This is a genomic window from Martelella mediterranea DSM 17316, assembly GCF_002043005.1.
GTDB lineage: Bacteria > Pseudomonadota > Alphaproteobacteria > Rhizobiales > Rhizobiaceae > Martelella > Martelella mediterranea.
On sequence record NZ_CP020330.1, the window covers coordinates 2,503,853 to 2,528,324 of the forward strand.

Consider the following 24,472-nt stretch of genomic DNA (forward strand, 5'->3'; position numbering starts at 1 on the left):
AATGCACCGATCGTGTGACAGTTCTGTTTCAGTGTGTTTTCGGTTTTGTGAAAATTGACTTTTGAAAGCGCGGCGCCCGCACGTGGAAGTAAGCAGGCCCGATCGCGGCCATGCCTTCTCGGGCGGTCCCGGCTATAGCGTCGGGCGAAAGGGGGCGCCGGTTTTTTTGATAACCCGACGCGCCAAAGGAAAGAAACTAGAGTTCATCCGCCTGCAGCGTCAGGCTGCGCAAATGCTCAAGCATTTTCTCGGCGGCTGGACTGAGCCAGTCGTCCCGCAGGCGCTGGATGCCTGTGGTCCGTTTGGGCAGCGACCGGGAAAGCGGCAGTTCGGTTAGGCTGGGATGACCCCGCAGGATTGGCGTGACGGCGAAGGTGAGGGCGTCGGACTGTTCCAGATAGGTGGTGATGAAACCGTTGGAGGTTGATCGAATGCGGGCGACGGGCGGGGTGAGGCCCTCGGTTTGAAACAGCCCGTCGAGCCGCTTCTGGGCGTTGACGGCCTTGTCGGGCATGATCCAAGGAAATTCGAGCAGATCCGGAAGCTCCAGCGTTCCCGCCCGCTCCAGCGGGTGCCCCCGGCGCGCGACCACGGCGTAACGCGCGGATGCGAGCGGTTCCGAATGGAGATCGGAGAATTCCGGGTCGTCCGTCAACTCGGTGAGGATGAAAGCGACCTGTCCGCGCCGGACCAGTTCGGCAAGCTGGCGCTCGAAACCGCCGATTACGCTGATCGAGACGCCGGGCAGGTCCCGCGTGGTCAGGTTGATCGCGCGCGGCAGCAGGCCTGTCAGCCAGACCGGGCCAGAACCCACGGAAAGCTCCGTCTCCTCATGTTCCTGCAGGTGCCGGATTTCGTGCTGGGCATCTTCCAGTTGCCGGAAAATGCCCTGCGCCCTGCGCACCATCACCCGTCCGAATACGGTCAGCCGCATGGCCTTGGGAAGCCGCACGAAAAGCTGTGCTCCCACTTCCTCCTCAAGCGCGGCAAGGCCGCGGCTCAGTGCCGGCTGGGTCATGTTCAGCTGCTCTGCCGAGCGGGTCATCGACCCCGTTTCGGCTATGGAAAGAAGGTAGCGCAGGTTCTGCAGGTTCATGTTTTCGATTACCAAAATGCATGACGAATGCGTTGTTAATTATTTGCATTAATGAAGACCTCTCTTTAGCCTTTGTCAAATCCAAGGGAGGAGAAATGATGAATTCCAAATCACTGGCCCGCTTTGCGGGCGTGGCTCTTTCGTTTGCCGCTTTCGCCGACGCAGCTGCGGCACAGGACTTTCCGACGCGCCCGATCACGATGATCGAGCCCTGGGAGGCCGGTACGTCCGGCGACATAACGGCGCGCATCGTTGCCGAGTTCGCTTCCCAGAAGCTGGGGCAGCCGATCGCGGTGCAGAACATCGCCGGCGGCGGCGGCGCCAAGGCGATGCTGGCGCTTTCCGAGGCTGATCCCGATGGCTACACCATCGGCAATTCGTGGGTCGCCACCCAGATCATGGTGCCTACGTTCGAGCCGCGGATCGGCTTCGATCCGATGGGCTTCGACCCGATCGGGCTGATGTGGGTGAACCCCTTCACCCTGACGGTGGCCGCCGATCACCCCGCAAACAATGTTGACGAATTCATTGAATGGGCAAAGGCCCAGGACGGTGTTCTCAGGGTTGGCGTCTGCCCGGCGGTCAGCCTGCCGCATGTGGTGATGCGGCGGTTCCTCGAGGTGGCGGAGATCACGAAATACCAGCCGATTCCGGCGGATGGCTGCGAAACCTCGAATATTCAGGGCCTGTTCGATGGCTCTCTCGACTTCACCACCGGCGCGCTCGGCGCGGTGAAGATCTACGGCGACAAGATCAAGACGCTCGCGATCTTCACCGAGGAGCGCTCCCCGATCGAACCCGGGATTCCGACGGCAAAGGAACAGGGTTACTATCTTGACTGGGGTGCTGCGACCGCCGGCTGGTCGGGACTGGTGGCGCCTGAGGGTACGGATCCGGAACGCTTGAAGAAGCTTCAGGACGTGTTCCGCGAGGTCATCAATTCCGAGCCCTTCAAGAAGAAGATGTTCGAAGGCGGGTTCACCGTCCAGTACATGGAGCCGGATGCCTTTCAGGATCTCTGGCAGGTGTCGCTCGACCGGCTGGCGCCGGCACTGGAAAACCTGAAGAAAAATTGAGTGTTTCGCGCCGCTCCATAACATTGGCCGGCGGCGCGATTTCCTTTCAGACCTGAGGTTTTCCCGATGTCCAACGACGAAACCCTTCAGGCTCCGCAACGGGAAACGGCAACCCGGTCGCAAGACCTTGCCGCGGTCGTTGTCGGAGCAGGATCCTTCATTCTCGGCCTCTGGATGGTTCTGGATATCGCGGCGATGGAGGATAATCCCATCGCATCGCTGTCGGGGGGCATCGATGCCAAGCAGTACCCGACATGGCTGGGCGCGGGCCTGATGGTCCTGGCGGTTGCTGTTATCGTCCGCCCCGCGACGCGGCTGATTTCCTTGCACGACCGGCCCGACGAAGCCTTGCCATGGGCGCGCATTGTCGGCGTCGTCGCGGCGCTGTTTCTCTATCTTCTGGCGTTTCCGCGCTTTGGCTATATTGCCTCGACAACGCTTTTCGGCGCCGCACTGATGGTTGCCGGCGGCGCGCGCAGGCCGCTTTCGATCGTCGGCTTTCCGGTGGTGTTCTCACTGGCTCTTTACTGGCTGGTGCGGATCGTCTTCGACATTCACCTGCCCTTCGGGAGGTTTCTCACCGCCCTGATCGGAGGCTGAAGGACATGGATACCCTGCTTTCGGCGTTGGACCTCGCCAGCGTCCTGTCGCTTCTTCTGGCCATCATTATTGGCATCGGCGTGGGCATCATCTTCGGCGTCCTGCCGGGCATGGGGCCATTGCTGGGCATCGCGCTCGCGATTCCGTTCACCTTCTACATGGATCCGGTCCCTTCGATCGCCCTGCTGATGGGCATCTATCAGGGGGGCAATTTCGGCGGCGCGGTCACCGCGATCATGATCGGCGTTCCGGGCACGCCGATGGCCGCGGCGACGCTGCTGGACGGCTTTCCCATGGCCCGCGCCGGTCGCGTTTCCGACGCATTGGTGCTTGCCACGCTGTCGTCGTTTGCCGGCGCTCTCATCAGCGCGGTGCTGCTGATCCTGCTGTCGCCCTATCTCGCCGCCGCCGCGGCCAATTTCGGGCCGATGGAGACGATGCTGCTGGCGGCGCTCGGCCTGTCGACCGTTGCTTCGCTGACCGGAAAATCCCTGCCGCGGGGCCTGCTGGCGGCAGCGCTCGGCCTGTCGGCCGCGGCGATCGGGACCGACCCGATCCTCGGCCTGCCGCGCATGACGATGGGCCTCAGCGGCCTCGATGGCGGGTTCAACCTCGTTGCACTCCTGATGGGGCTGTTCGCGGTCTCCGAGCTTCTGACCCAGGTGGCCGAAGGCGAACACCTGAAGGCAGGCCGCGTGCGGCTTCAGTTGCGCAACGGCGTCCTCGGAAACTTCCTCGGCCGCTGGACGAACTGGCTCCGCTCCAGCGCCCTTGGCATCTTCATCGGCGCCATTCCCGGCATCGGCGGCGATGCTTCCGCCTATATCGCCTACCGCGTTTCCCGCGACTTCTCCGATGAACCCGAGAAATTCGGGCAGGGCGCGGACGATGGCGTCGTGGCCTCGGAATCCGCCAACAGCGCCACGACCGGCGGAGCGCTTCTGCCGATGCTGGCGATCGGCATTCCCGGCGATCCTGTCGTGGCGGCGCTCATGGGCGGGTTCCTCATCCAGGGGCTCACTCCGGGCCCACAACTCTTCCAACAGCATCCGGAAATCGTCTATGGGGTTCTGGCGGCCTTTCTGCTCGGCGCATTGCTGCTGCTCCCGATCGCGCTGGTCATGCTGCGCGCCCTGATCCGCACGCTGGCGGTCCCCAAACCCTATCTCGTCGCCGCCGTCGGCATGTTCAGCGTGCTCGGCGTGTTCATGGTGCAGCGCTACATGTTCGACCTCTGGGTGTTCTTCGCCTTTGGCCTGATTGGCTACGCGCTTCGCCTGGCGGCGATCCCGCTCGCGCCGCTGATCATCGGCTATGTGCTGGGCTCGACCTTCGAGGAGGAACTCAGGATGACCTCGCTGGTCACCGGCGGCGACTGGGTCGGCTTCTTCCTGAACCGGCCGGCCTCGCAGATCATTCTGGCGCTTCTGGTTCTCGTTCTTTTTACGCCGATCGTGCAGGCGCTGCTGCGCCGCCGCGCACGCCGCAAGCTTTCCATTTCGACACGTGAGACCCATTCATGACCGATACCCGTCCCAATATCGTTTTCGTCATCACCGACCAGCAAAGGCACGACACGATCCGAGCCATGGGTTTTCCTTACATGGATACGCCCAATCTCGACGCGCTGGTGGAAGAAGGGACGGCGTTTTCGAACATGTATGTGACCTCGCCATGCTGCGCGCCCTCGCGGGCAAGCCTGTTCACCGGGCTCTATCCGCACAATTCCGGCGTGCTGCGCAATGACGAGGTCTGGCCCTCGACCTGGGTCAGCGACCTGGCGGCGGCCGGCTATCACTGCTGCAATGTCGGAAAGATGCATACCCATCCCTTCGAAGCGCCGTTCGGCTTTCATGAACGCCATGTGGTGGAAAACAAGGACCGGGCCCATCCGAACCTGCCCTTCTTCCTTGATAACTGGGACAAGGCGCTGATGGCGCGCGGCGTCGAGAAACCTGACCGCCGCAGCTATCGCCGACGGCAGGACTATGCGACCGCGCTCGGCGCGTTTTCATGGGAGCTCGACCGGGACCTGCATCCGGATGTCTTCACCGGCCGGCTCGCCTGCCGCTGGCTGAAGGAGTGGAATGGGACGAAGCCGTTCTTCCTTCAGGTCGGCCTGCCTGGACCGCACCCGCCCTACGACCCCGCGCCCGAGGATCTGGAGCCCTATCTTGATCGCGACCTGCCCGCGCCCATTCCCTCGGACATAGAGGCGCAGCCGAAGGCGCTGCAGGAACTGCAGGCAAACCATATCCGCGACGACCATGACGCCGTGCGCCACCTTGCGCATCCGACCGATGAACAGACCAGGCGGCAGCGTGCGCATTACTACGCCAATGTCTCGATGATCGACGGCATCATGGGGGAGATCAGGGCAGCGCTCGAACAACGCGGCGTCGCCGATAACACGATCATCATCTTCACCTCTGACCACGGCGATTGTCTCAACGACCACGGCCACAGCCAGAAATGGACGATGTACGAGCATTCCGTGCGCGTTCCGGCGATCATCCATGATCCCCGCCATCCCGGCGGAACCCGCGTCGACGATCTCGTTTCGCTCATGGATCTTGGGCCGACCGTGCTGGAATTTGCGGGCCTTGTTCCCCCTTCATGGATGGAGGGCATATCGCTCGCGCCCTGCATCCGGGGTGAAACCGAAGCGCCGCTGAGGACCGAGGTCTTCGCCGAGCTGGCGCGCGACATGATCCAGAGCAACGCGGCGTTCTTCACCATGATCCGGACCGGGCCTTGGAAGCTGGTGCACATTTCCGGAACGACGGAAGGGCAACTCTTCAATCTTGAGGATGACCCGGACGAATGCGCCAATCTATGGGACGACGCGAACCATGCCGACACGCGCCGGCAACTGACCGCGCGGCTTCTGGAATGGCGCATCGAGAGTGGCCTGGCCGCCCAGGGTTGGCTCGGAAGGGTGGCATGCTGATGTCGGCGAACTGGGACTTTTCGGTTGAGGGCAAGCGCGTTTTGATCACGGGCGGCCTTGGCGGCATCGGCTCGGCGCTGGCCGAGGGTTTCGTCCGCCATGGCGCGGAGGTCATCGTCACCGGTCGAGCGCCTGATCGCGCCCCGCCAAAGGGCTGCCGATACGAAGCCGTGGACCTCACGAATGATGCCGATGTGAACCTTCTTGCCGAACGAACCGGCGCGATCGATACGCTGATCCACTGCGCCGGGCAGATCGAGCGCGAACGGGAAATGCAGCCCGATGGCTTCAACGCGGTGCTCGACGTTCATCTGACCGGCGCGCTGCGGCTTGCCAATGCCTATCGCGCCGGACTTGCCGCAAATGGCGGTGCGATCATCAATGTCGCCTCGATGTTTTCCTATTACGGCGCGCCGCATATACCGGCCTATGCGGCTGCAAAGGCCGGCGTGGTGTCGCTGACGAAATCGCTGGCGCTTTCCTTCGCGGAGGAAGGCATCCGGGTCAACGCGATCGCGCCCGGCTGGATCCGGACGCCGATGACCGAGCGCGGCCGGGCCGACCCGGAGATCCGTCAGAAAGTCCTGACCAGATTGCCGAAGGGCGGCGACTGGGCCGATCCGGACGAGCTCTGCGGTACGGCGGTGTTTCTGGCATCTTCGGCGTCGCGCATGATCACCGGCGTCACGATCCCCGTCGATGGCGGATATACGGCCGCATAGGCAGGATGAAACAAGGGAGGACGGCTCGATGGCCGGACATATTCTCATTACCGGTGCCGGCGGCGGCATCGGTTCCGCCACGGCGCGCATGGCGGCGGCGCGCGGCTACGCCGTGAGCTTGATGGCGCGTTCCTCCGGCAGCAAGGAAGCCTCGGCGCTTCTGGGGGAGATCGCCGCGAAAGGCGGAGAGGCACAGGTGGTGACCGCCGATGTCACCAGCGAGGGCGATATCGTCGACGCGTTCAAGAAAGCGGCCGACCGGTTCGGCCCGCTCACGGCGCTGATGAACTCGGCAGGCATCGCCTACAACGCGCCGGTCAGCGCGCTCGATTGCGAAAGCATTGCCCGGGTGATGGCGGTGAACGTCGTCGGCCTGATGCTCTGTTGCCGGGAGGCGGTCAGCTACATGTCAACCGAAGCCGGCGGGCAGGGCGGTTCGATCGTCAATATTTCATCGATGGCGGCAACCATCGGCGGCCGCCCCGGGGCGAGCGTCTATGCCGCCTCGAAAGGCGCGGTGGACGTTTTCACCACGGGGTTTGCGCGCGAAGTCGCGGATCAGGGTATTCGCGTCAACAGCGTCAGGCCCGGCATGATCGCGACGAAGATGACCGCCAATCTGGAACAAGATGCCGCTCTCAAGAAATCGGTGGAGGCTTCCATCCCCATGAAGCGGATCGGGCAGCCGGAGGAGATCGCCGAGATCGTGCTGTGGCTCAACTCGCCGGCAGCGTCTTTCGTGACCGGCGCCCATATCAATGCGGGCGGTGGCGGATTTCACATCGCATCTTCCTGAGGAGGAACAACATGACTGTACTGGTGACCGGAGCGACAGGCTTTATCGGCTCCTATCTGATTCCGGTTTTGCTCGAGCGGGGCTACGACGTCGCCGCCACCGATCGCATGCCGGCGCCGGAATGGATCGCAACGCGCTCCAATATCCGCTATATCCAGACCGATCTTGGCCGTGAAGCGGACATCCAGAAGCTGATGGGCATCGTCCGCCCCGAAAAGATCGTGCATCTGGCATCGGTGCTCGCCGGGCCGTGCGAGGCCGACCCGCTGCTCGGCTACCGCGTCAACTTCATGTCGACCGCGACACTGCTGGATGCCGGACTTGCCCACGGACTGAAGCGCTTCGTGATGACGAGCGCCGGATCGGTTTTCGGCCAGGGTCTGCGGGAACCGGTGCGCAACGACGCCGAGCGGCTGCCGCGTACCGTTTATGGACAGACCAAGCTGGCCTGCGAGCATCTGATTGAATGGTATCGCAGGGTGCATGGGATAAGCTGCGGGGCTGTCCGCTTTCCCTGGGTCTACGGACCGGGCAGGAGCACCGGCATTACGGCCGAATATTCGTCGTTGCTGCTCGACAGGATCGCCAGAAACGAGCCCCTTGTCATCTCCAATCCCGAGGAGCGGGGCGACTGGCTCTATGTCAAGGACGCGGTAAAGGCGCTGATGCTGCTCCTTGAGCGGGAGGAGCAGCCCGAGATCAGCTATAACATCATGGGGAGCGTCCACAGTATCCGGGAGGCGATGACGCTTGCCATGCAGCTCTTCCCGGAAGCGCGCGTAACCTTCGAGGAGAGTGGCCGGACAACCCAGCCTTATGCCTCCTCTTATGATGACAGCAAGGCGCGCGCGGATATCGGCTGGCAGCCGGATTACGCGCTTGCCGACGGCATCAGAGAGCATGTGACTCTGGTCAGGCAACGTCATGGGGCCTGACCAGAAGAAAGCTTGCCCTGGAACAGGGGGCCGCAGGAAAGTCACGCGGACCTTGCGATGCTGAAAGATCAAGCGATCGTGGTTCATGCCGCGAAAGATCTCCGTTCGGAGACGCGCGATCTCGTGCCTCTCGTTGCGGGTGAGGTCAGGCTCGAGATGGCCTGGGGCGGGATTTGCGGCTCCGATCTCCATTTCTATCGTCACGGCGGAACCGGCGTGGCAAAACTCCGCCAGCCAATGGTCCTTGGCCACGAGCTTTCCGGCCGTGTCTGCGAGACTGGTCAGGATATTCGCGGTTTCGCCGTCGGCGATGCCGTCGTGGTTCATCCGGCACGAGTCTGCGGCCAATGTCATGGCTGCCTCTCCGGCCGCGAGCAGCTTTGCGAGGACGTGCGTTTTCTTGGAAGTGCGGCGCGCATGCCCCATTGCGATGGCGGTTTCCGGCGTTTCCTGACCGTCGAGGCAACCCAGCTTCGGCGGGTGCCCGAAGGACTGCCGCTCGATATCGCAGCGCTGACCGAACCGCTGGCGGTCGCCCTTCACGCCATCGCGCGGGCAGGCGACGTCGCCGGCCGCGCGGTGCTGGTCATGGGTGCCGGGCCGATCGGCGCGCTGCTCGTCGCCGCGCTGAGGCTGAAGGGCGCCGCCCGGATCGTCGCGGCCGACATCAGCGACTTTCCATTGGCCCTGGCAAGGCGGGTGGGGGCGGATGAAACCTGGAACATGACCCGTACAGCCCCGGAAGACATGTTCGATATCGTTTTCGAGGCCACCGGCGTGGCCGACGGTCTGTCCGCGGCGATGCAGCGCGCGCGCCGGGGCGGCGTCGTTGCGAAAGTCGGGATTTTTGCACCCGGGCTCGTGCCGGCTCCGCTGTCCCTGGTTGTCGGTCGTGAGATCGATTTCAAGGGCTGCTGGCGTTTTGGCAGCGAGTTCGACGAGGCCCTCGAAATGCTGGCCGAGCATTCCGCACAGTTCGGCAATCTCGTGACACACCGGTTTTCCGTCGATGACTATCGATGTGCCTTCGAGACCGCCTCGGACCGGACACGCGCGATGAAAGTCCTGCTCGACCTTGCTGTGGCGAACAAGGGACTGGAAGTCCGGGCTGATACGTCGAGCTCGCGATGGGGCGAGAAGCCGACTTGGCGTCTGCTTCCCTGCGGAGCGTGCCCGGCGGGGAATTTCCGCTTGACGTTGACCTTCGGTCCGTCTTGATTGTCGCCACACGATCCGCCGCCGCCCGTAGCGCGCAAAAGCGGATGGCCGAAGGAGAATGACATGGCAGCAATCGACACCACCCCCGCTTTTGAAACCTGGACCTATGTCGATGGCGAATGGCTTCCCGGCAATCCGCCGCTGATCGGCCCGACCTCGCATGCGATGTGGCTCGGCTCCACCGTCTTCGACGGCGCGCGCTATTTCGAGGGCATGGCGCCGGATCTGGACGAGCATTGCAAGCGCATCAACCGCTCCGCCCGCGCGCTCGGCCTGCGGCCGACCAAGACCTCGGAGGAAATCGAGGCGCTGGTCTGGGAAGGGCTGAAGAATTTCAAGGGCGCTGAAGCGGTCTATATCAAGCCGATGTACTGGGCCGAACACGGCCTTGACGGGCTCGTGCCCGCCGATCCGGCCTCCACCCGTTTCGCGCTTTGCCTGTTCGAAACACCGATGCGCTCCACCGTGCCCGTGCGGCTGACGGTCTCGCCTTACCGCCGCCCGTCGCCGGAAGTGGCCATGACCCACGCCAAGACCGGCAGCCTCTATCCCAATTCCGGCCGGATGATGTTGGAGGCGCGCGCCCGCGGCTTCGACAATGCGCTGGCGCTCGACATGCTCGGCAATGTCGCCGAGACGGCGTCGGCCAATATCTTCATGGTCAAGGACGGTATTCCGATGACGCCGGCGGACAATGGCTGTTTCCTCGCAGGCATCACCCGCAAGCGCATTCTCAAGCTGTTCCGCGACAATGGCATCGCCGCCAAGGAGAAGACGCTGACCGTCAAGAACTTCCTCGAAGCCGACGAACTGTTCCTGACCGGCAATTACAACAAGGTCGTGCCGGTGATCAAACTCGACGACCGCGATTTCGAACCGGGCCCGATGGCGAAACAGGCGATGACGCTTTACATGGACTGGGCACGCTCGACCTGCAAATAGTATTGTTGGATGTGTACTTATGTGATATAACTTTATTGGTTAAACATCGTAGGGTTGTGTTGGGCAATGTCACTTAGAAGCGTGCAGACGCAGTTTATAAGAGCCAAGGACAAAAATGGGATTCTACAAAAGTTCTTCATATATGGGGCTTTTGAAGAAACGATAATGTTGGATGGTAGTGTCTCAAGCCATCAACTCCCTCGTAAAATAAGGAGTCCGAAGGGCGAGCCAGTAGAATTTGTGGATCGGCACCATCTTAAAATTTTGGGATCCGACGACGTCTACACCATCGTTTGGAACTAGGTTTTCCTAATCGTTTGTTTTTCGGATTGACAACACCCGCGTTTCGGCGCATTGGATTTTCCATGATCAAGACCGTGACCCACAATCATATGTATTTTTGGCTGTTCCAATAGGAGCGGCCGATTGATCATGTTCATCACCGGCCGCCTGGGGGCGGCAAGGTGTTGAAAGAAAACGTCCCCCACGGCGGCAGAATTCGAAGGCCAAGGGACGATACAATGACTGACGATCAAGACAAAATCGCACTGGAACGACCAGCCCTGATGACCATCAGGAAGGCGGTCGAATCCGATATTCCGCAACTGCTCGAGATGATCGGGCTGCTTGCCGCCTTTCACGATGATCCTTCGGAAATGACGGCGGAAAGCCTCAGACGCGACCTCTTCGGGCCGACGCCATGGGTGACCGCGCTGGTCGCCGATGCCGGCGCGCAGCTTCTCGGCTACGCGCTATTGACGCCGCTCTACCGCGCCCAGCAGGGCCGGCGCGGCATGGATCTGCATCACCTGTTCGTGCGCGACGGCCACCGCAACCACGGCGTCGGCCAGCACCTGATCGCCCGCGCGCGCGATTTCGCCAAGGCTGCCGGCTGCACCTACCTGTCGGTCAGCGCCGCCACCGGCAATTTCGGCGCCCACCGTTTCTACCAGCAGATGGATTTCGTCGCGCGCCCGGTGACCGGCATGCGCTACATGCAGACGCTCGCCGATTGAGCGTCACCGTGCGGGTACGGCCTTCAGATAGGCGGCGATGGCTTCGAGGTCGGAGCGCGGCAGATGCGACAGGTTCTGCTGCACATCGACCATCGAACCGCCGGCGGTATCGAAGTCCGGCGTGAAGCCGGTTTCAAGATAGTCGGCGATCTCCGCCGCCGTCCAGTTGCCGATGCTTTTGGAGCCCGGGGTGATGTCCGGGATCGTCCCTTCGCCGTCGGGGTTCGGCCCGCCGGCGAGCCACTTGTCATATTCAAGCCCGCCGAGCGCGTTGCGCGGCGTGTGACACTCGCCGCAATGGCCCGGCCCCTCGACCAGATACTGGCCACGCATGATTTCGGGCGAGGCGTCGGTGAATTGCACCCGCGGTTCGTTCTTGAAGAACAACTGCTTCCAGAATGACAGCCCCAGCCGGACATTGAACGGGAAGTCGACATCATGCGGCTTGCTGGGCGTATCGCTCGGCGGCAGCGTCATGATGTAGCCGTGGAGATCCTTAACATCCTGATCCTTCATCCGCACATAGGAGGTGTAGGGCAGGGAGGGGTAGAGATTGCGCCCATGCGGACCGACGCCCTTCTTCACGGCGTTGGCGAAGTCCATGAGCGACCAGTCCCCGATGCCTTCTTGTTTGTCGGGCGAGATATTGGGCGCATAGAAGGTTCCGAAATCGCTCTCGATCGGGTGTCCGCCGGACAGGACAAGTTTCTCCTCGCCGGCCGCGCCCGGGGCGGCGTGGCAGCCGGCGCACTGGCCGGCCCAGAACATCTTCGCGCCATTATGCGGATCTGCGGCCTCAAGGTCCTGATAGTCCGCCGGATCGAGCTTCGGCGGGGTGAAGGCAACCACGAAAGCCGCCCCCATGAACAGAGCGGCGACAGCCAGTACGATGATCGTCAGCTTTTTCACGCCGGGTCTCCCTGTTCCCGAATTTCAAGAGAAAACAGCAATTCCGGGCGAACTGGGAACCGCTCCAACGCCCGGAACTGCGTCACGATGGTGAGAAGGCTCTACTTGTCGACGCGATAGAGCTTGTGGCAGGCCGCGCAATTGGCCCCCAGCGTCTTCATCGCGGCTCCAACGGCGGCCTGATCGGCGGGCAGATCGGCCAGCAGGGCATCGGCGTCATCGGCGAGCTTTTGCGCATGAGCCTCGAAGTCGTCCATGTTTTCCCAGATCGCCGGGCTAGCCTCGGTGCCGTTTCCGGTTTTCGAATCAGGCGGGAAATGGGTCGGGAAGTCGGTGATTTTTGTGGAGATATCGGTAAGCGCGCCCTGAACCACGATCGGGTCGTAGGCGTTCTCGCCCTTGGCGATGGCGCCGAGCTGGCCCATGGCCTTGCCGATCGCCTTCATGTCGTCCTGGCGCAGCATCTGCGGCGCATCCTGGGCAACCGCAAAGCCAGCGCTGAGACAGAGCGCGACAGCGCCGGCGATCATAAATCCGTTTTTCATCCAAAGCCTCCTTCGTTGCTCAGGCCGCAGTATACGCAGCCTCTGTTTGGAAGCTAGGGGCAGGATTAACGTAGGGAAGATGAACGGCGGCTGACTGCGGGGCCGACGGCATCACGTTTTGGTGACTTCGCCCCATAACTGGTGGAAATGATGGGTCGGTCCGTGGCCGGAGCCGACATGCAGGCTGTCGGCTGCCGCGATCGCGCCGGCGACATAGCGCTTGGCGTTCGCCACCGCCTCGGAAAGGGGCGCGCCCTTGCCGATTTCGGCCGCGATCGCGCTTGAAAGCGTGCAGCCGGTGCCGTGGGTGCTGGCGGTGTCGATGCGCGCGCCCTCCAGCCATTCATGGCCATTGGCGGTGACCAGCAGGTCCGGGCTTTCCGCCCCCTCCAGATGGCCGCCCTTCAACAGCACCGCCTGCGCGCCGAGGCCTCTCAACGCGGTTGCCTGTTCGATCATCTGATCGCGGGTGGTGGCGGTCTCGGCGTCGAGCAGGGCGGCGGCCTCCGGCAGGTTCGGTGTCAGCACGGCGGCGAGCGGTATAAGGTGGTCCTTCAGCGCCTCGATCGCATCCTCCGGCAGCAGCCGGTGGCCGCCCTTGGCGACCATCACAGGATCGAGCACGACCGGCACCTCCACATGGTGGCGCAGGCTGTCGGCGATGGTGACGGCGACATTGGCATTGACCACCATGCCGATCTTGATCGCGTTGACCTTTACGTCATCGAAGATCGCTGCGATCTGCTCGGCGACGAAGGCAGATGGCACCTCGTGCACGCCGGTGACGCCGCGGGTGTTTTGCGCCGTCAACCCGGTCAGCGCCGCCATGCCGTAAGTTCCAAGCGCGGAAAAGGTCTTGAGGTCGGCCTGAATGCCGGCGCCGCCCGAGGGGTCGGAACCGGCGATCGAGAGAATGTTTGCGATCATTGCTTCGCCTTCCGGATGGCTTCGGCAAGGTCCGCCGTCGCCTGATATGGATCGGGCTGGCCGCAGATGGCCGAAACGACGGCGATCCCGTCGGCCCCGCTTTCGAATGTGGCCGCCACATGCTCCCCTTTCAACCCGCCAATGGCGACGGTCGGCAAGCGGCAGAGGTTGATCATCTCGCGAAGCCCGTGAAAACCGACGGGAAGCGCGTGGTCGGGCTTGGTGCCGGTCGCGAAGATCGGGCCGGCGCCGATGTAGTCGATGCCGGCGGGATCGAAGGCGCGCGCGACATCGAGGCCGTTGACGGAAACGCCGAGAATCTTGTCATCGCCGATCAGATCCCGGACATCTTTCGGGCGGGCATCCTCCTGACCGACATGAACGCCATCGGCATCGATCGCGATGGCGGCTTCGACGTCGTCATTGACGATCAGCCGGACCGGCGTGCCGGCTGTCACCTGTTTGAGCGCAAGCCCCATGTCGATGCGTTCGCGCGTCGAGGCGTGCTTCATGCGAAGCTGCACGATGGCTGCCCCGCCGGCGATCGCATCCCTTGTGGTGGCGACCATGCCGTAATCGCCGCAAAGCTCGGGATCGAGAACGAGATAAAGGGAAAGGTCGAACTTCATGGCCATTCGATCTCCGCTTCGCTGGCAAGGGCTTGGGGCGTGACGGCAGCGAGCGCATCGAGGAAATGGGCCTGGAACGAGCCGGGACCATCGGCCCGCACATGCGCGCGGCTGCCGGCCACGCCGTAATGGGCAAGCGCCGCGACGGTTGCCTCGAAGGCATCCGCACGCCATGCGCCGGCATAACCGCCGACCAGCGCCGTCAACGCGCAACCGAGCGCCGTCACCCGCGGCATCAGCGGCGATCCGCCGCCGATGCGGGCGCTGCGCGTGCCATCGGTCACGAAGTCGCGTTCGCCGGTGACCGCCACCACCATGTTGCGCTCTCGGGCAAGCGTCTTCGCGGTCTCTTCGGCGGCCGCCACGCTGTCGCCGGCATCGACGCCCTTGCCGGCGCTGGTGGCGCCGGAGAAGGCGAGGATTTCGGAAGCATTGCCGCGCAGGATCGTGGGCCCGAGATCAAGCAGCTCAAGGGCTGCCCTGGCTCGGAAGCCGGTGGCGAAATGGGCGACGGGGTCCAGCACCCAGGGCGTCCGGTTGCGGTTGGCCGTCTCGGCCGCTGCCTTCATGCCGGCAAGCCAGTCGGGTGAAAGCGTGCCGATATTGATGGTGACCGCCGAGGCAATGCCGGCAAATTCGCCGGCTTCCTCTTTCGCATGAACCATCGCCGGAGAAGCGCCGGCGGCGAGCAGCACATTGGCCGCGATATTCATCGCCACATAATTGGTGATGCATTGCACAAGCGGCGCGTCTGCGCGCATTTTCTGAAGAATGGGGGCGATGTCGGCCATCGGCGTCCTCCTTGCTGGGCGGAGAAACCAGACGGGCCGGAGGGACGAAGCTCGCGAACCCGAGTGACTCCCTCCGCCGGTATGATCCGGATCAGGTTCCAAGGGTTCATCTCAGCCCGCTGTCGCGGACGCCCCTGTCGCTCTTGTGGCCGCTATATAGCAGAAAAACGCCGCCCGGTAAGGGGCGGCGCGGTATTTACTTCATCGTCGGCATCGAGAATTCGGCGCCGGCGCGGATGCCCTTGGGCCAGCGCTGGGTGATGGTCTTCAGGCGGGTGTAGAAGCGCACGCCTTCCGGGCCATGCATGTGGTGGTCGCCGAACAGCGAGGCTTTCCAGCCGCCGAAGGAGTGGAACGCCATCGGAACCGGGATCGGCACATTGACGCCGACCATGCCGACCTTGATCTTGTGGGCGAATTCGCGGGCGGCATCGCCGTCGCGGGTGAAGATCGCGGTGCCGTTGCCGAACTCGTGGTCGTTGATCCACTGGGCGGCCTCGTCATAGCTCTTGGCGCGGGCAACCGAGAGAACCGGGCCGAAAATCTCTTCCTTGTAGATCTTCATGTCGGTCGTCACCTTGTCGAACAGGGTCGCGCCGACGAAATAGCCGTTCTCGTAACCCTGCAGCTTCAGGCCGCGACCGTCGACCACCAGTTCGGCGCCTTCTTCCACGCCCGAATCGATGTAGCCGGTGACGCGTTCAAACGCAGCGGCCGTCACCAGCGGGCCCATATCGGCTTCCGGATCGGTGCCGGGGCCGACCTTGAGGGCGGCAATGCGCGGCTTCAGCTTGTCGATCAACCGGTCGGCGGTCTCGTCGCCCACGGGCACCGCCACCGAAATCGCCATGCAGCGCTCGCCGGCGGAGCCGAAGGCCGCGCCCATCAGCGCGTCGGCGGCCTGGTCCATGTCGGCATCGGGCATCACGATCATGTGGTTCTTCGCGCCGCCGAGCGCCTGGCAACGTTTGCCGTTGGCGGTCGCGGTGGTGTAGATGTAGCGCGCGATGGGGGTCGAGCCGACGAAGGAGACGGCCTCGATATCCGGGTCGTTCAAAAGCGCGTCGACGGCTTCCTTGTCGCCCTGGACGACGTTGAACACGCCATCCGGCAGGCCCGCTTCCTTCAGCCATGCGGCAATCAGCAGCGAGGCGGAGGGGTCGCGTTCGGACGGCTTCAGCACGAAGCAGTTGCCGGCGGCCAGCGCGATCGGGAACATCCACATCGGCACCATGGCCGGGAAGTTGAACGGCGTGATGCCGGCGACGACGCCGAGCGGCTGGCGTATCGCGTAGCTGTCGACGCCGGTGCCGACATTTTCGGTGTATTCGCTCTTCAGAAGCTGCGGGGCGGCGGTGGCGAATTCGACCACTTCCATGCCGCGCTGGATTTCGCCGAGCGCGTCGGAATGGACCTTGCCGTGCTCGGCGGTGATGACGGCCGCCATCTCATCGATCCGGGCTTCCATGATCGACAGGAACTTGTTGAGGATACGGGCGCGGCGCAGCGGCGTGGTCGCCGCCCAGTCCGGGAACGCCGCCTTGGCGGCTTCGACGGCGGCGCGGACATCGGCGGTGCTTGCCAGCGACAGCTCGCCGCTCTGCTCGCCGGTGGCGGGGTTGTAGGTCGGCACGGTGCGGGTGCTGGTTCCCGCAAAGGGCTTGCCGCCGACAAAATGCTGAATGGATTTCATGAGTATTCCTCCGGTGATACTGCCTGTGAGGCTTTTTGGATTCTGAAGCCATCGATCTCCCCGCTTGAGGGCAAGGCTGTTGTCCATGGCCTTTCCGTATAGCCCCCCAATCTTCTCGCCCCGGAGGGGAGAGATGTCGCGACAGCGACAGTGAGGGGGGAGTTTTTCCCCACGGAGGCCCTCACGGTTTGAAACGCTGCTTCACCCTCACTGCCCCTTTCGGGGCATCTCTCCCGCAAGCGGGAGAGAGTATTGGGAGCAAGCCGCATGGCCAAATGCAATTTCCCTGCCTTCAATGGGAAAGATCAATGCTGTTTGTCCCGACACTATCGCCTATTCATTTCTGCAAAGAAACACGATAATTCTAAAATCCATTGTGCGGAAATTATAGGATGGGTGCATGGACTGGGATCATCTGCGGGTCTTTCTGGCGGTGGCGCGACGGGGGCAGATCCTTGCCGCGGCGCAGGCGCTCGGGCTCAACCACGCGACGGTCGCCCGCCGGCTGAACGCGCTGGAGGAGGCGCTCGGCGAACCGCTGTTCGAGCGCCGTCCGTCCGGTTCGACGCTGACGGAAGCGGGCGAGCGGCTGCTGGCGGTGGCCGAACGGGTGGAGACCGAAATCCTGGGCATTGCGGAAGATACCAGGGCGCGCGGCGCAAGCCTCTCCGGCACGGTGCGGGTCGGCGCGCCGGACGGGCTCGGCACCTATTTTCTCGCCGCCGAGCTCGGACGCCTGCAGGAGGAGCATCCGGGCCTGATCGTCGAACTCGTGCCGCTGCCGCGTACATTCTCGCTGTCGAAGCGCGAGGCGGATCTGGCGATCACGCTCGATCCGCCGGCGGAGGGGCGGCTGGTGGTGTCCAGGCTCACGGACTACACGCTCGGCGTCTATGCCGCATCATCCTATCTCCGCCAGCACGGCGTGCCTGAAAGCGAGGAGGCGCTTGCCGACCATGTCGTCGTCACCGGCGTGGAGGATTATGCCTATGCTTCGTCGCTGAATTATGCCGGGCATCTGGCGCGCTTTGCCGGCCGGCAATTCCGCTGCGCCGGCGTCGCCGGGCAGATGGAGGCGGTGAGGGCGGGTGTCGGCATCGGCATCCTGCATGATTTCGTGGCGCGCGATACCGAGGGGCTGGAGCGAATCCTGCCTGAGGTCAATTTCCGCCGCGCCTATCACCTTCTCTCCCACCCCGATACCGGCAGCCTTGCGCGAATCGCGCTGATTCGCGCGTTTCTGGCGCACCGGTTCAGGGAGGAGCGGATGCGGTTCGCGCCGTAGCGAACGCCCTCAGCTATCGAGGCCGAGAACTTTCTCGAGATCTTCCCAGCTTGTGTCCATGGCGTAAGGCCCGATGCCGGGCAGGGCGACGTGGCCATAGAGCGGCGAAAGCTGCCATTCGGCGGTTTCCTCATCGACGCCGCCGAGCTGCTGGAGATAGATCACGGAGGCAAGCCCGGTGCGGTCGGCGCCCGCCTTGCAGTGGATCAGGATCGGTTTCGGCGCGTCGCGCATCAGCGCCAGCAATTCCATGCTGCGCTCCGGCGACAATATGGCGCGGTCCGACATCGGGAAATCGATATGCTCGACGCCCTTGGCCGCGCTCACCTTGATCTCGTCGTCATACCACGCCCGGCCGGGGCTCGCGCCGCGCAGGTTGATCACGGTCCTGATGCCGTGTTGGTCGATATAGCGCGAAAGCGCGTCCGGGCTGGGCTGCGCCGAGCGATAGAACTCGCCGGCCTTGACCTCGTGAAAATTGCCGCTTGCCTGCAGCCCGCCGAGATAGATGCCGCTGGTTAGGACCAGCATGCCCACAGCAGCTACAACCCGGCGCACGTGACGCTTTCTGTTCATCCGGTAGTCCTCACTCGCCCTGACCATCATAACCGGGTTTTCGGCCACGCGACAGCCGTGATGGCGCATATCCGGCACAGGCGTCGCAAATGTGTCAAAAGCCGGGCAATTTATCTTGACAGTTATAGTCATGTTTTATAGCGGATAGTCCAACACCGGCGACCGCCGGAAAATACCCAGCCAGCCAGTACGCCATGCCGTTCGCAAGCCAGCCAGGTTCTTCAATGAAAAAGAAGGATTCGGTGATGCGTATTTCGCGGATTTTGGCATCGTGCACGGCTCTGGCCACCCTTTTAAGCGCCACGGCCACTTTGGCTCAGGACAGCACCCAGACGACCGTGCTTTCCCCCGTCAGCGTGACGACAACAGGCGGCAAGGAGGGGATCGCCGATACCCCGCTTGCCACAGAGACGACGCGCGAGGATCTTGACCAGAACATCGTCACCGATTTCGACGATTACACCCGCATTCTGGAACCGGGCGTGACCTTCGTCGGCGATGATGCCGGTTCGGTCAACATTCGCGGCATGCAGGGCCCGCGCGTCTCGACCGTCATCGACGGCATCCAGATTCCCTATCTCGACGACACCGCGCGTTCGGACGCCAGCGGCGGCGGAGATGCCTTCTCGTTCGATTCGATCGCGACGATCGACATCGTGCGCGGCGCCGACAGCTCGCGGTCCGGCAGCGGCTCGCTCGGCGGCACGGTCGTGCTCAGAACCCTTGAGCCCGAAGACCTGATCGATCCCGGCAAGGGCTATGGCGGCCGCATCGGCTTCACCTATGACAGCGCCGATAACAGCATGGACGGCGAGGGCGCGTTCGCCATCCAGTCGGGCGGTACCGCGCTTCTGTTCCAGGGCGACATCGCCACCGGTCATGAAATGGACAACCAGGGCGATGTCGGCGGCTACGGTGCGACCCGCAGCGAACCGAACCCGGCGACCTTCGACGAAAACAACCTGCTGTTCAAGATCCGCCAGAACATCATGGAAGCGCACACCATCGGCCTGACGGTGGAGCGCTACGACCGCGACAAGGATATCGAGCTTCTGACCGATCAGGGCGCCACCTATGCGCCGGACAACTGGGACGGCAGCGAAGACAAACACCGCGACCGCATCTCGATCGACTACAATTACAACGCCATCGCCGATGACGGTCTGATCGACCAGGCCTTCAGCACCTTCTACTGGCTGAAGAGCGAGCGCGAAAGCGGCACGTCCGGCATCCGCCTGCCATCGCGCGGTGCACCGCCGTTTGGCGAATATTCGCGTACATCCAAGACCGACGAGGAACGCTACGGCTGGTCGGGCTGGGCCGAGAAAAGCATCGACACCGGCTCTCTGTTGCATACCTTCACGCTTGGCGGCGACTTCTACTATTCGCAGACCAGCCAGTATTCGAGCGGCGTTGACAATTGCGGCCCCGGACCGTTCCCGCCGTTCAGCACCTGCAGCTTCCTGCACACCAACCAGGCCGACACGCCTGATGTGAACGGCTATGTTCTGGGCCTCTACGCCCATGACGAGATCGTGTTCGGCGACAGCGGTTTCGCGCTGACCCCCGGCGTTCGCTTCGACTGGTACCAGTATGATCCTAAGGAAACCGCCGCCTACCGCGACAACCCGAACTATAACGGCCTGCCGGAAGGCCAGAGCGACTGGCGGATTTCGCCGAAGCTCCTTGCCACCTACGAGCTCAACGATTTCACCCAGCTCTACGGCCAGATTTCGACCGCCTTCCGCGCACCGACCCCGGGCGAGCTCTATGTCGACTACGGCGCGCCAGGCAGCTATCTCAGGATCGGCAATCCCGATCTAGAGCCGGAAACGAGCTGGGGCGTCGAGCTTGGCGCGAATTTCGGCGATGATGACGATGGCGGCCGGGTTTCGGCCTTCTATAGCCGCTACAAGGATTTCATCGACACGCAGTCGGTCGATCCGCTCGACCTCGGCTTTGCCGCCGGCCTCTATCCGCTCGGCATCACCCAGACCGTCAACATCGACAATGTCGAGATCGCCGGTATCGAGGCCAGCTACCAGAAGACGTTCCTCAATGACTGGGACATGCACGCCTCGCTCGCCTTCGCCCGCGGCTGGAACATGGATACCAACGACATTCTCGGTTCGGTCGCGCCGCTGAAGGCGGTGATCGGCGGCGGCTATAATGTCGAGACCTGGGGCGCGAACGCTAACTGGATCCTGTCGGCCAAGGTGCCGGATGGTTCCACCGCCGAATTCAAAGCGCCGGGCTATGGCATCGTCGACGTCACCGCATGGTGGTCGCCGGAGCAGTTCGAAGGCCTGCTGGTCCAGGCCGGCGTCTACAACCTGTTCGACCAGACCTACTACAACGCGCTGGACCTGCAGGACACCGACATGACCCAGCCGGAGCGATTCTATTCCGAGCCCGGCCGGACATTCAAGGTATCCGTGACGCAGACGTTCTAGGCGGCGTCAGACGCGCATGAAGAAGCCGGCCTCCGAGGAGGCCGGCTTATTGCTTTCTGGAGTTCTTCCCGCCCCGAAAAGGCGGGCGGCAGACACTACTTCTTCAATATCTCGACGCCCGGCAGAACCTTGCCTTCCATCCATTCCAGGAACGCGCCGCCGGCGGTCGAGACATAGCTGAAATCATCCTTGACGCCGGCATGGTTGAGGGCGGAGACGGTGTCGCCGCCGCCGGCGACCGATGTCAGCTTGCCGGCCTTCGTGCGTTCGGCCGCGAACTTTGCCGCGGCGACGGTCGCCGCATCGAAGGGTTCGATCTCGAAGGCGCCGAGCGGGCCGTTCCAGACCAGGGTTTCGGCCTTCTCGATCCATTCATTGATGGTCATGACCGATTGCGGGCCGACATCGAGCATCATCTTGTCGGCGGGGATCGCGTCGATTGCGACGGTTTCGTTTTCGGCATTGGCCTTGAACTCGCCGGCGACGACGCCATCGACGGGCAGCACGATCGCGCAACCGGTCTTTTCGGCTTTTGCTATGATGGTCCGGGCGGTATCGGCAAGGTCGTGCTCGCACAGTGATTTGCCGACATCGATGCCCTTGGCCGCGATGAAGGTATTGGCCATGCCGCCGCCGATCACCAGCGCGTCGACCTTGTCGATCAGGTTTTCCAGAAGGTCGATCTTGGTGGAGACCTTGGCGCCGCCGACGATCGCCACGACCGGGTGCTTCGGATTGCCGAGACCGCTTTCCAGCGCCTCGAGTTCGGCCTGCATGGTGCGGCCGGCATAGGCCGGCATGTGGTGGCCGAGCCCCTCGGTCGAGGCGTGGGCGCGGTGGGCGGCGGAAAAGGCGTCGTTGACGTAGACATCGCCGTTTGCGGCAAGGGCTGCCACGAAATCGGGGTCGTTCTTCTCCTCGCCCTTGTGGAAGCGGGTGTTTTCGAGCAGCAGGATATCGCCGGCGGTCATCGCCGCGATCGCCTTTTCGGCGGGTTCGCCGACGCAGTCATCGGCGAAGGCAACGGCGTGATCGAGCACTTCCTCAACGGCGTGGACAATCGGCTTCAGCGACATGTCGGGCACGACCTGGCCCTTGGGGCGGCCGAAATGGGCCATCAGGATCACCTTTGCGCCCTTGCCGGAGAGCTCGGTGATCGTCGGGGCGACGCGCTCGATCCGGGTCGCGTCGGTCACCCGGCCGTCGCTGAAAGGCACGTTCAGATCGACGCGCACAAGGACGCGCTTGCCGTTGATGTCAGGCAGATCGTCGAGGGTCTTGAAAGCGGGCATGGGTCGTCCTCTTGCGTGTTGCGGCGCCCCGGGGAAGGGCGCGGGTTTGGCTGCGGCGCGTCTCGACATCTACTGAAGAGCGGCCACTGAAATCAACGAATGGAGTCCTATTCAAAAACCGCCCGCTCGGCAATGTCGCAGCGATGAAAAGCCTATCGCCGCACCCTGCGGCGCAGGCGGCCGAAGAACCGGCTCAGGGAGCGGAGAGGCCCTTCAGGGCGTTCGCTCGCGGCATCGCGCCAGACCCCGATCGAGGTAATGTTGTGCTCGGCATCGGCATCGCGCACGATCAGCGCCAGCGGGCCGAGATGCAGCCGGTCGGCGATGATCGGCTTGCCGCCGAGTTCCTGTTTCATGTAGTCGGCAAGCCGCATATCCTCGATCCCCGCCGGTATCGCGACCGTCGGGTCGATCGCACGCAGCTCCTTCAGGGGGCGGTCGGGCAACAGCACCTGGGTGCCGAGCAACGGCTCCTCTCCCGCGTTTGCCGCAAGTGCGGGATCGGCGAAAAGCTGGTCGAGCAGGTAGGACATGCCCGGGATGACGAACAAATAGAGATAATCGCCGGCCTTCAGGTTTCCGGCATAGAAATAGCGCATCGAAAGCCCGTCGCGCACCACCAGCGAGGGGATGGCCCAGCGCGGTATCGACGCGCCGTCGAGTACCGGCGCTCCCTCGGCAAGGCGGTAGACCAGCAATTCGTGCTTGGCGTTTTCGTGGAGGTCGATGTCGACGATCTCCAGCGCGCCGCTTGCCCTTGGCTGGACCAGCTTCAGGAGCCGGGCGAGCGGCGCCAGCGTCCAGCCCTGCAGTATCAGCGATACCAGCACCATGACGAAGACGATGTTGAAGATGAGTCCGGCATTCTCCAGGCCGTAAAGGCTCGGCAGGATGGCAAGCAGGATCGAGGCCGCTCCGCGCAGGCCGATCCAGGCGATGAAATTGGTCTCGCGCGGCCTGTAGTTGAATTTCCACAGACAGAGCCAGACGGCGGCGGGGCGGGCGACGAAGACCAGAAACAGCGCCAGCGCGAAGGCCGGGAGAAAGATCTCGGGAAAGTTCCGGGGCGTGGCCAGCAGGCCAAGGAGCAGGAACATGATGATCTGCGCCAGCCACGTCATGCCCTCCTGAAACCGCCTGATGGAGCCGACATAGCGAACATGGCGGTTGCCGGCGATCAGGCCCGCGACATAGACCGCCATGAAGCCGCTGCCGCCGGCGGCGCCCGTGGCCGAGAAGATCAGGAGCGCCGCCGTCAGCACCAGGATCGGCGCCAGCCCGCGATTGAGGCTGAACCTGTTGGCGATCAGCACCGTCAGGCCGCCGCCGACCACGCCGAACAGCAAGCCGAAGCCGATCTCCTGCACGAAATGGAGCAGCATTGGCAGGATTTCCTGAACGCCGGTTTCATTCATCGAGAGAATGGAAACCAGCGTCATGGTCAGGAAGATCGCCATCGGGTCGTTGATACCGGATTCGACCTCCAGCGTGGCGCTGACCCGGTCCATCACCCTTATGCCGCCGATGCGCATCAGGAAGAACACCGCCGCCGCGTCCGTCGAGGCGACGATCGCACCAAGCAGAAAGCCCTCGAGCAGCGAGAAGCCGAGGATCAGCGCGGCCGCCACCGCCACAAGTCCCGCTGTCGCCACCACGCCCGCCGTTGCCAGCAACAAGGCGGGCGCCGCGCTCGTCTTGAAGGTCTTGAACGACGTGCCGAAGCCGGAATCGAACAGGATCACGGCGAGCGCCAGCGAGCCGACATAGAAGGTCAGCGCGTCATTGTCGAACTCGATCCCGAAACCGTCGGTGCCCGCCAGTAGGCCGACGCCGAGAAACAGCAGCAGCAGCGGCGCGCCGAAACGGAAAGCGAGTGCGCTGGAAAGCGCGGCAAGAAGGACGAGGCCGGAAAATACCAGCACCGCCAGATAAAACGTCGTCAAATTGTGTCCTTCCGGCAGAGCGGCGCGAGGGCATGGAAACGAGGTTTGGCGAAACCTGCTTTTTTCAACAAAATAGGC

23 protein-coding genes and 1 riboswitch are annotated in these 24,472 nt (G+C 63.2%); of the genes, 12 read left to right on the top strand and 11 right to left on the bottom strand.

The window, feature by feature from the left end; translation table 11 throughout:
• Positions 1–196: 196 nt before the first annotated feature.
• Positions 197–1,096 carry a LysR family transcriptional regulator gene (locus tag Mame_RS11690; RefSeq protein WP_018063746.1) on the bottom strand — a complete coding sequence of 300 codons (900 nt, stop codon included), beginning with the start codon at positions 1,094–1,096 and terminating at the stop codon, positions 197–199.
• A 98-nt stretch (positions 1,097–1,194) separates the two neighbouring features.
• Between Mame_RS11690 and Mame_RS11695 the strand changes: the two genes are divergently transcribed.
• The 10 genes from Mame_RS11695 (at position 1,195) to Mame_RS11740 (ending at position 11,351) form a co-directional block, all read left to right on the top strand.
• Complete coding sequence (locus Mame_RS11695) at positions 1,195–2,172, top strand: Bug family tripartite tricarboxylate transporter substrate binding protein (RefSeq protein WP_018063745.1); 978 nt, start codon at positions 1,195–1,197, stop codon at positions 2,170–2,172.
• Positions 2,173–2,238: 66 nt separating this feature from the next.
• The gene (locus Mame_RS11700) at positions 2,239–2,772 is read left to right on the top strand and encodes a tripartite tricarboxylate transporter TctB family protein (RefSeq protein ID WP_018063744.1); all 534 of its coding nucleotides are present in this window, start codon (positions 2,239–2,241) and stop codon (positions 2,770–2,772) included.
• 5 nt (positions 2,773–2,777) lie between these two features.
• Complete coding sequence (locus Mame_RS11705) at positions 2,778–4,295, top strand: tripartite tricarboxylate transporter permease (protein WP_018063743.1); 1,518 nt, start codon at positions 2,778–2,780, stop codon at positions 4,293–4,295.
• Positions 4,292–5,722 (top strand): sulfatase family protein, encoded by a 1,431-nt coding sequence (locus tag Mame_RS11710; RefSeq protein ID WP_018063742.1) that lies wholly within the window; start codon positions 4,292–4,294, stop codon positions 5,720–5,722. The genes Mame_RS11705 and Mame_RS11710 overlap by 4 nt, the downstream gene beginning before the upstream one ends.
• On the top strand, positions 5,716–6,444 hold the full coding sequence (locus tag Mame_RS11715) for an SDR family NAD(P)-dependent oxidoreductase (RefSeq protein WP_018063741.1): 729 nt from the start codon (positions 5,716–5,718) through the stop codon (positions 6,442–6,444). Before Mame_RS11710 ends, Mame_RS11715 begins: the two co-directional genes overlap by 7 nt.
• A gap of 28 nt (positions 6,445–6,472) precedes the next feature.
• Complete coding sequence (locus tag Mame_RS11720) at positions 6,473–7,240, top strand: SDR family NAD(P)-dependent oxidoreductase (RefSeq protein WP_018063740.1); 768 nt, start codon at positions 6,473–6,475, stop codon at positions 7,238–7,240.
• 11 nt (positions 7,241–7,251) lie between these two features.
• Complete coding sequence (locus Mame_RS11725; RefSeq protein WP_018063739.1) at positions 7,252–8,175, top strand: NAD-dependent epimerase/dehydratase family protein; 924 nt, start codon at positions 7,252–7,254, stop codon at positions 8,173–8,175.
• A gap of 57 nt (positions 8,176–8,232) precedes the next feature.
• Entirely contained in the window at positions 8,233–9,393 is a 1,161-nt protein-coding gene (locus Mame_RS11730) for an L-idonate 5-dehydrogenase (RefSeq protein ID WP_018063738.1), read from the top strand.
• A gap of 63 nt (positions 9,394–9,456) precedes the next feature.
• A complete protein-coding gene (locus Mame_RS11735; protein ID WP_018063737.1) occupies positions 9,457–10,335 on the top strand; it encodes a branched-chain amino acid aminotransferase in 879 nt (292 codons plus the stop codon).
• Positions 10,336–10,856: 521 nt separating this feature from the next.
• Positions 10,857–11,351, top strand: coding sequence for a GNAT family N-acetyltransferase (locus Mame_RS11740; protein WP_026173286.1), 495 nt, complete (start codon positions 10,857–10,859; stop codon positions 11,349–11,351).
• A 3-nt stretch (positions 11,352–11,354) separates the two neighbouring features.
• Here the strand turns inward: Mame_RS11740 and Mame_RS11745 are convergent, their stop codons facing one another.
• From Mame_RS11745 to Mame_RS11770, 6 genes are all read right to left on the bottom strand, one after another.
• Positions 11,355–12,215: a cytochrome c gene (locus Mame_RS11745; RefSeq protein ID WP_051085083.1), complete on the bottom strand. Its 861-nt coding sequence runs from the start codon at positions 12,213–12,215 to the stop codon at positions 11,355–11,357.
• Positions 12,216–12,361: 146 nt separating this feature from the next.
• Positions 12,362–12,805, bottom strand: coding sequence for a c-type cytochrome (locus tag Mame_RS11750; protein WP_026173285.1), 444 nt, complete (start codon positions 12,803–12,805; stop codon positions 12,362–12,364).
• A gap of 111 nt (positions 12,806–12,916) precedes the next feature.
• Positions 12,917–13,732: a bifunctional hydroxymethylpyrimidine kinase/phosphomethylpyrimidine kinase gene (gene thiD / locus Mame_RS11755; RefSeq protein WP_018063733.1), complete on the bottom strand. Its 816-nt coding sequence runs from the start codon at positions 13,730–13,732 to the stop codon at positions 12,917–12,919.
• Positions 13,729–14,367, bottom strand: coding sequence for a thiamine phosphate synthase (gene thiE / locus Mame_RS11760; RefSeq protein ID WP_018063732.1), 639 nt, complete (start codon positions 14,365–14,367; stop codon positions 13,729–13,731). The genes thiD and thiE overlap by 4 nt, the downstream gene beginning before the upstream one ends.
• Positions 14,358–15,152 (bottom strand): hydroxyethylthiazole kinase, encoded by a 795-nt coding sequence (thiM, locus tag Mame_RS11765; RefSeq protein WP_018063731.1) that lies wholly within the window; start codon positions 15,150–15,152, stop codon positions 14,358–14,360. Before thiM ends, thiE begins: the two co-directional genes overlap by 10 nt.
• A gap of 51 nt (positions 15,153–15,203) precedes the next feature.
• Positions 15,204–15,298: riboswitch (TPP riboswitch) on the bottom strand.
• Positions 15,299–15,348: 50 nt separating this feature from the next.
• Positions 15,349–16,845: a CoA-acylating methylmalonate-semialdehyde dehydrogenase gene (locus tag Mame_RS11770; protein WP_018063730.1), complete on the bottom strand. Its 1,497-nt coding sequence runs from the start codon at positions 16,843–16,845 to the stop codon at positions 15,349–15,351.
• A 400-nt stretch (positions 16,846–17,245) separates the two neighbouring features.
• On the opposite strand from Mame_RS11770, the gene Mame_RS11775 reads away from it, so the two are divergent.
• A complete protein-coding gene (locus tag Mame_RS11775; RefSeq protein WP_018063729.1) occupies positions 17,246–18,130 on the top strand; it encodes a LysR family transcriptional regulator in 885 nt (294 codons plus the stop codon).
• Positions 18,131–18,139: 9 nt separating this feature from the next.
• Here Mame_RS11775 and Mame_RS11780 read toward each other — a convergent pair whose 3' ends face one another.
• Entirely contained in the window at positions 18,140–18,667 is a 528-nt protein-coding gene (locus Mame_RS11780; RefSeq protein ID WP_018063728.1) for a dual specificity protein phosphatase family protein, read from the bottom strand.
• A 133-nt stretch (positions 18,668–18,800) separates the two neighbouring features.
• Positions 18,801–18,983, bottom strand: a complete 183-nt coding sequence (locus Mame_RS27025) for a hypothetical protein (protein WP_162141077.1) — start codon at positions 18,981–18,983, stop codon at positions 18,801–18,803.
• A gap of 34 nt (positions 18,984–19,017) precedes the next feature.
• On the opposite strand from Mame_RS27025, the gene Mame_RS11785 reads away from it, so the two are divergent.
• A complete protein-coding gene (locus Mame_RS11785) occupies positions 19,018–21,159 on the top strand; it encodes a TonB-dependent hemoglobin/transferrin/lactoferrin family receptor (protein WP_235726797.1) in 2,142 nt (713 codons plus the stop codon).
• Between the two features lie 95 nt (positions 21,160–21,254).
• On the opposite strand, the gene Mame_RS11790 is transcribed toward Mame_RS11785, so the two are convergent.
• Both Mame_RS11790 and Mame_RS11795 read right to left on the bottom strand, forming a co-directional pair.
• A complete protein-coding gene (locus Mame_RS11790; RefSeq protein WP_018063726.1) occupies positions 21,255–22,451 on the bottom strand; it encodes a phosphoglycerate kinase in 1,197 nt (398 codons plus the stop codon).
• 152 nt (positions 22,452–22,603) lie between these two features.
• Positions 22,604–24,394 (bottom strand): potassium/proton antiporter, encoded by a 1,791-nt coding sequence (locus tag Mame_RS11795; RefSeq protein WP_018063725.1) that lies wholly within the window; start codon positions 24,392–24,394, stop codon positions 22,604–22,606.
• Positions 24,395–24,472 lie beyond the last annotated feature (78 nt).

Bases quoted from the DNA above. Each gene is read 5' to 3' on its own strand.
- Mame_RS11690 (WP_018063746.1), bottom strand. From the start codon at position 1,096: ATGAACCTGCAGAACCTGCGCTACCTTCTTTCCATAGCCGAAACGGGG.
- Mame_RS11695 (WP_018063745.1), top strand. From the start codon at position 1,195: ATGAATTCCAAATCACTGGCCCGCTTTGCGGGCGTGGCTCTTTCGTTT.
- Mame_RS11700 (WP_018063744.1), top strand. From the start codon at position 2,239: ATGTCCAACGACGAAACCCTTCAGGCTCCGCAACGGGAAACGGCAACC.
- Mame_RS11705 (WP_018063743.1), top strand. From the start codon at position 2,778: ATGGATACCCTGCTTTCGGCGTTGGACCTCGCCAGCGTCCTGTCGCTT.
- Mame_RS11710 (WP_018063742.1), top strand. From the start codon at position 4,292: ATGACCGATACCCGTCCCAATATCGTTTTCGTCATCACCGACCAGCAA.
- Mame_RS11715 (WP_018063741.1), top strand. From the start codon at position 5,716: ATGCTGATGTCGGCGAACTGGGACTTTTCGGTTGAGGGCAAGCGCGTT.
- Mame_RS11720 (WP_018063740.1), top strand. From the start codon at position 6,473: ATGGCCGGACATATTCTCATTACCGGTGCCGGCGGCGGCATCGGTTCC.
- Mame_RS11725 (WP_018063739.1), top strand. From the start codon at position 7,252: ATGACTGTACTGGTGACCGGAGCGACAGGCTTTATCGGCTCCTATCTG.
- Mame_RS11730 (WP_018063738.1), top strand. From the start codon at position 8,233: ATGCTGAAAGATCAAGCGATCGTGGTTCATGCCGCGAAAGATCTCCGT.
- Mame_RS11735 (WP_018063737.1), top strand. From the start codon at position 9,457: ATGGCAGCAATCGACACCACCCCCGCTTTTGAAACCTGGACCTATGTC.
- Mame_RS11740 (WP_026173286.1), top strand. From the start codon at position 10,857: ATGACTGACGATCAAGACAAAATCGCACTGGAACGACCAGCCCTGATG.
- Mame_RS11745 (WP_051085083.1), bottom strand. From the start codon at position 12,215: ATGGGGGCGGCTTTCGTGGTTGCCTTCACCCCGCCGAAGCTCGATCCG.
- Mame_RS11750 (WP_026173285.1), bottom strand. From the start codon at position 12,805: ATGAAAAACGGATTTATGATCGCCGGCGCTGTCGCGCTCTGTCTCAGC.
- thiD (WP_018063733.1), bottom strand. From the start codon at position 13,732: ATGATCGCAAACATTCTCTCGATCGCCGGTTCCGACCCCTCGGGCGGC.
- thiE (WP_018063732.1), bottom strand. From the start codon at position 14,367: ATGGCCATGAAGTTCGACCTTTCCCTTTATCTCGTTCTCGATCCCGAG.
- thiM (WP_018063731.1), bottom strand. From the start codon at position 15,152: ATGGCCGACATCGCCCCCATTCTTCAGAAAATGCGCGCAGACGCGCCG.
- Mame_RS11770 (WP_018063730.1), bottom strand. From the start codon at position 16,845: ATGAAATCCATTCAGCATTTTGTCGGCGGCAAGCCCTTTGCGGGAACC.
- Mame_RS11775 (WP_018063729.1), top strand. From the start codon at position 17,246: ATGGACTGGGATCATCTGCGGGTCTTTCTGGCGGTGGCGCGACGGGGG.
- Mame_RS11790 (WP_018063726.1), bottom strand. From the start codon at position 22,451: ATGCCCGCTTTCAAGACCCTCGACGATCTGCCTGACATCAACGGCAAG.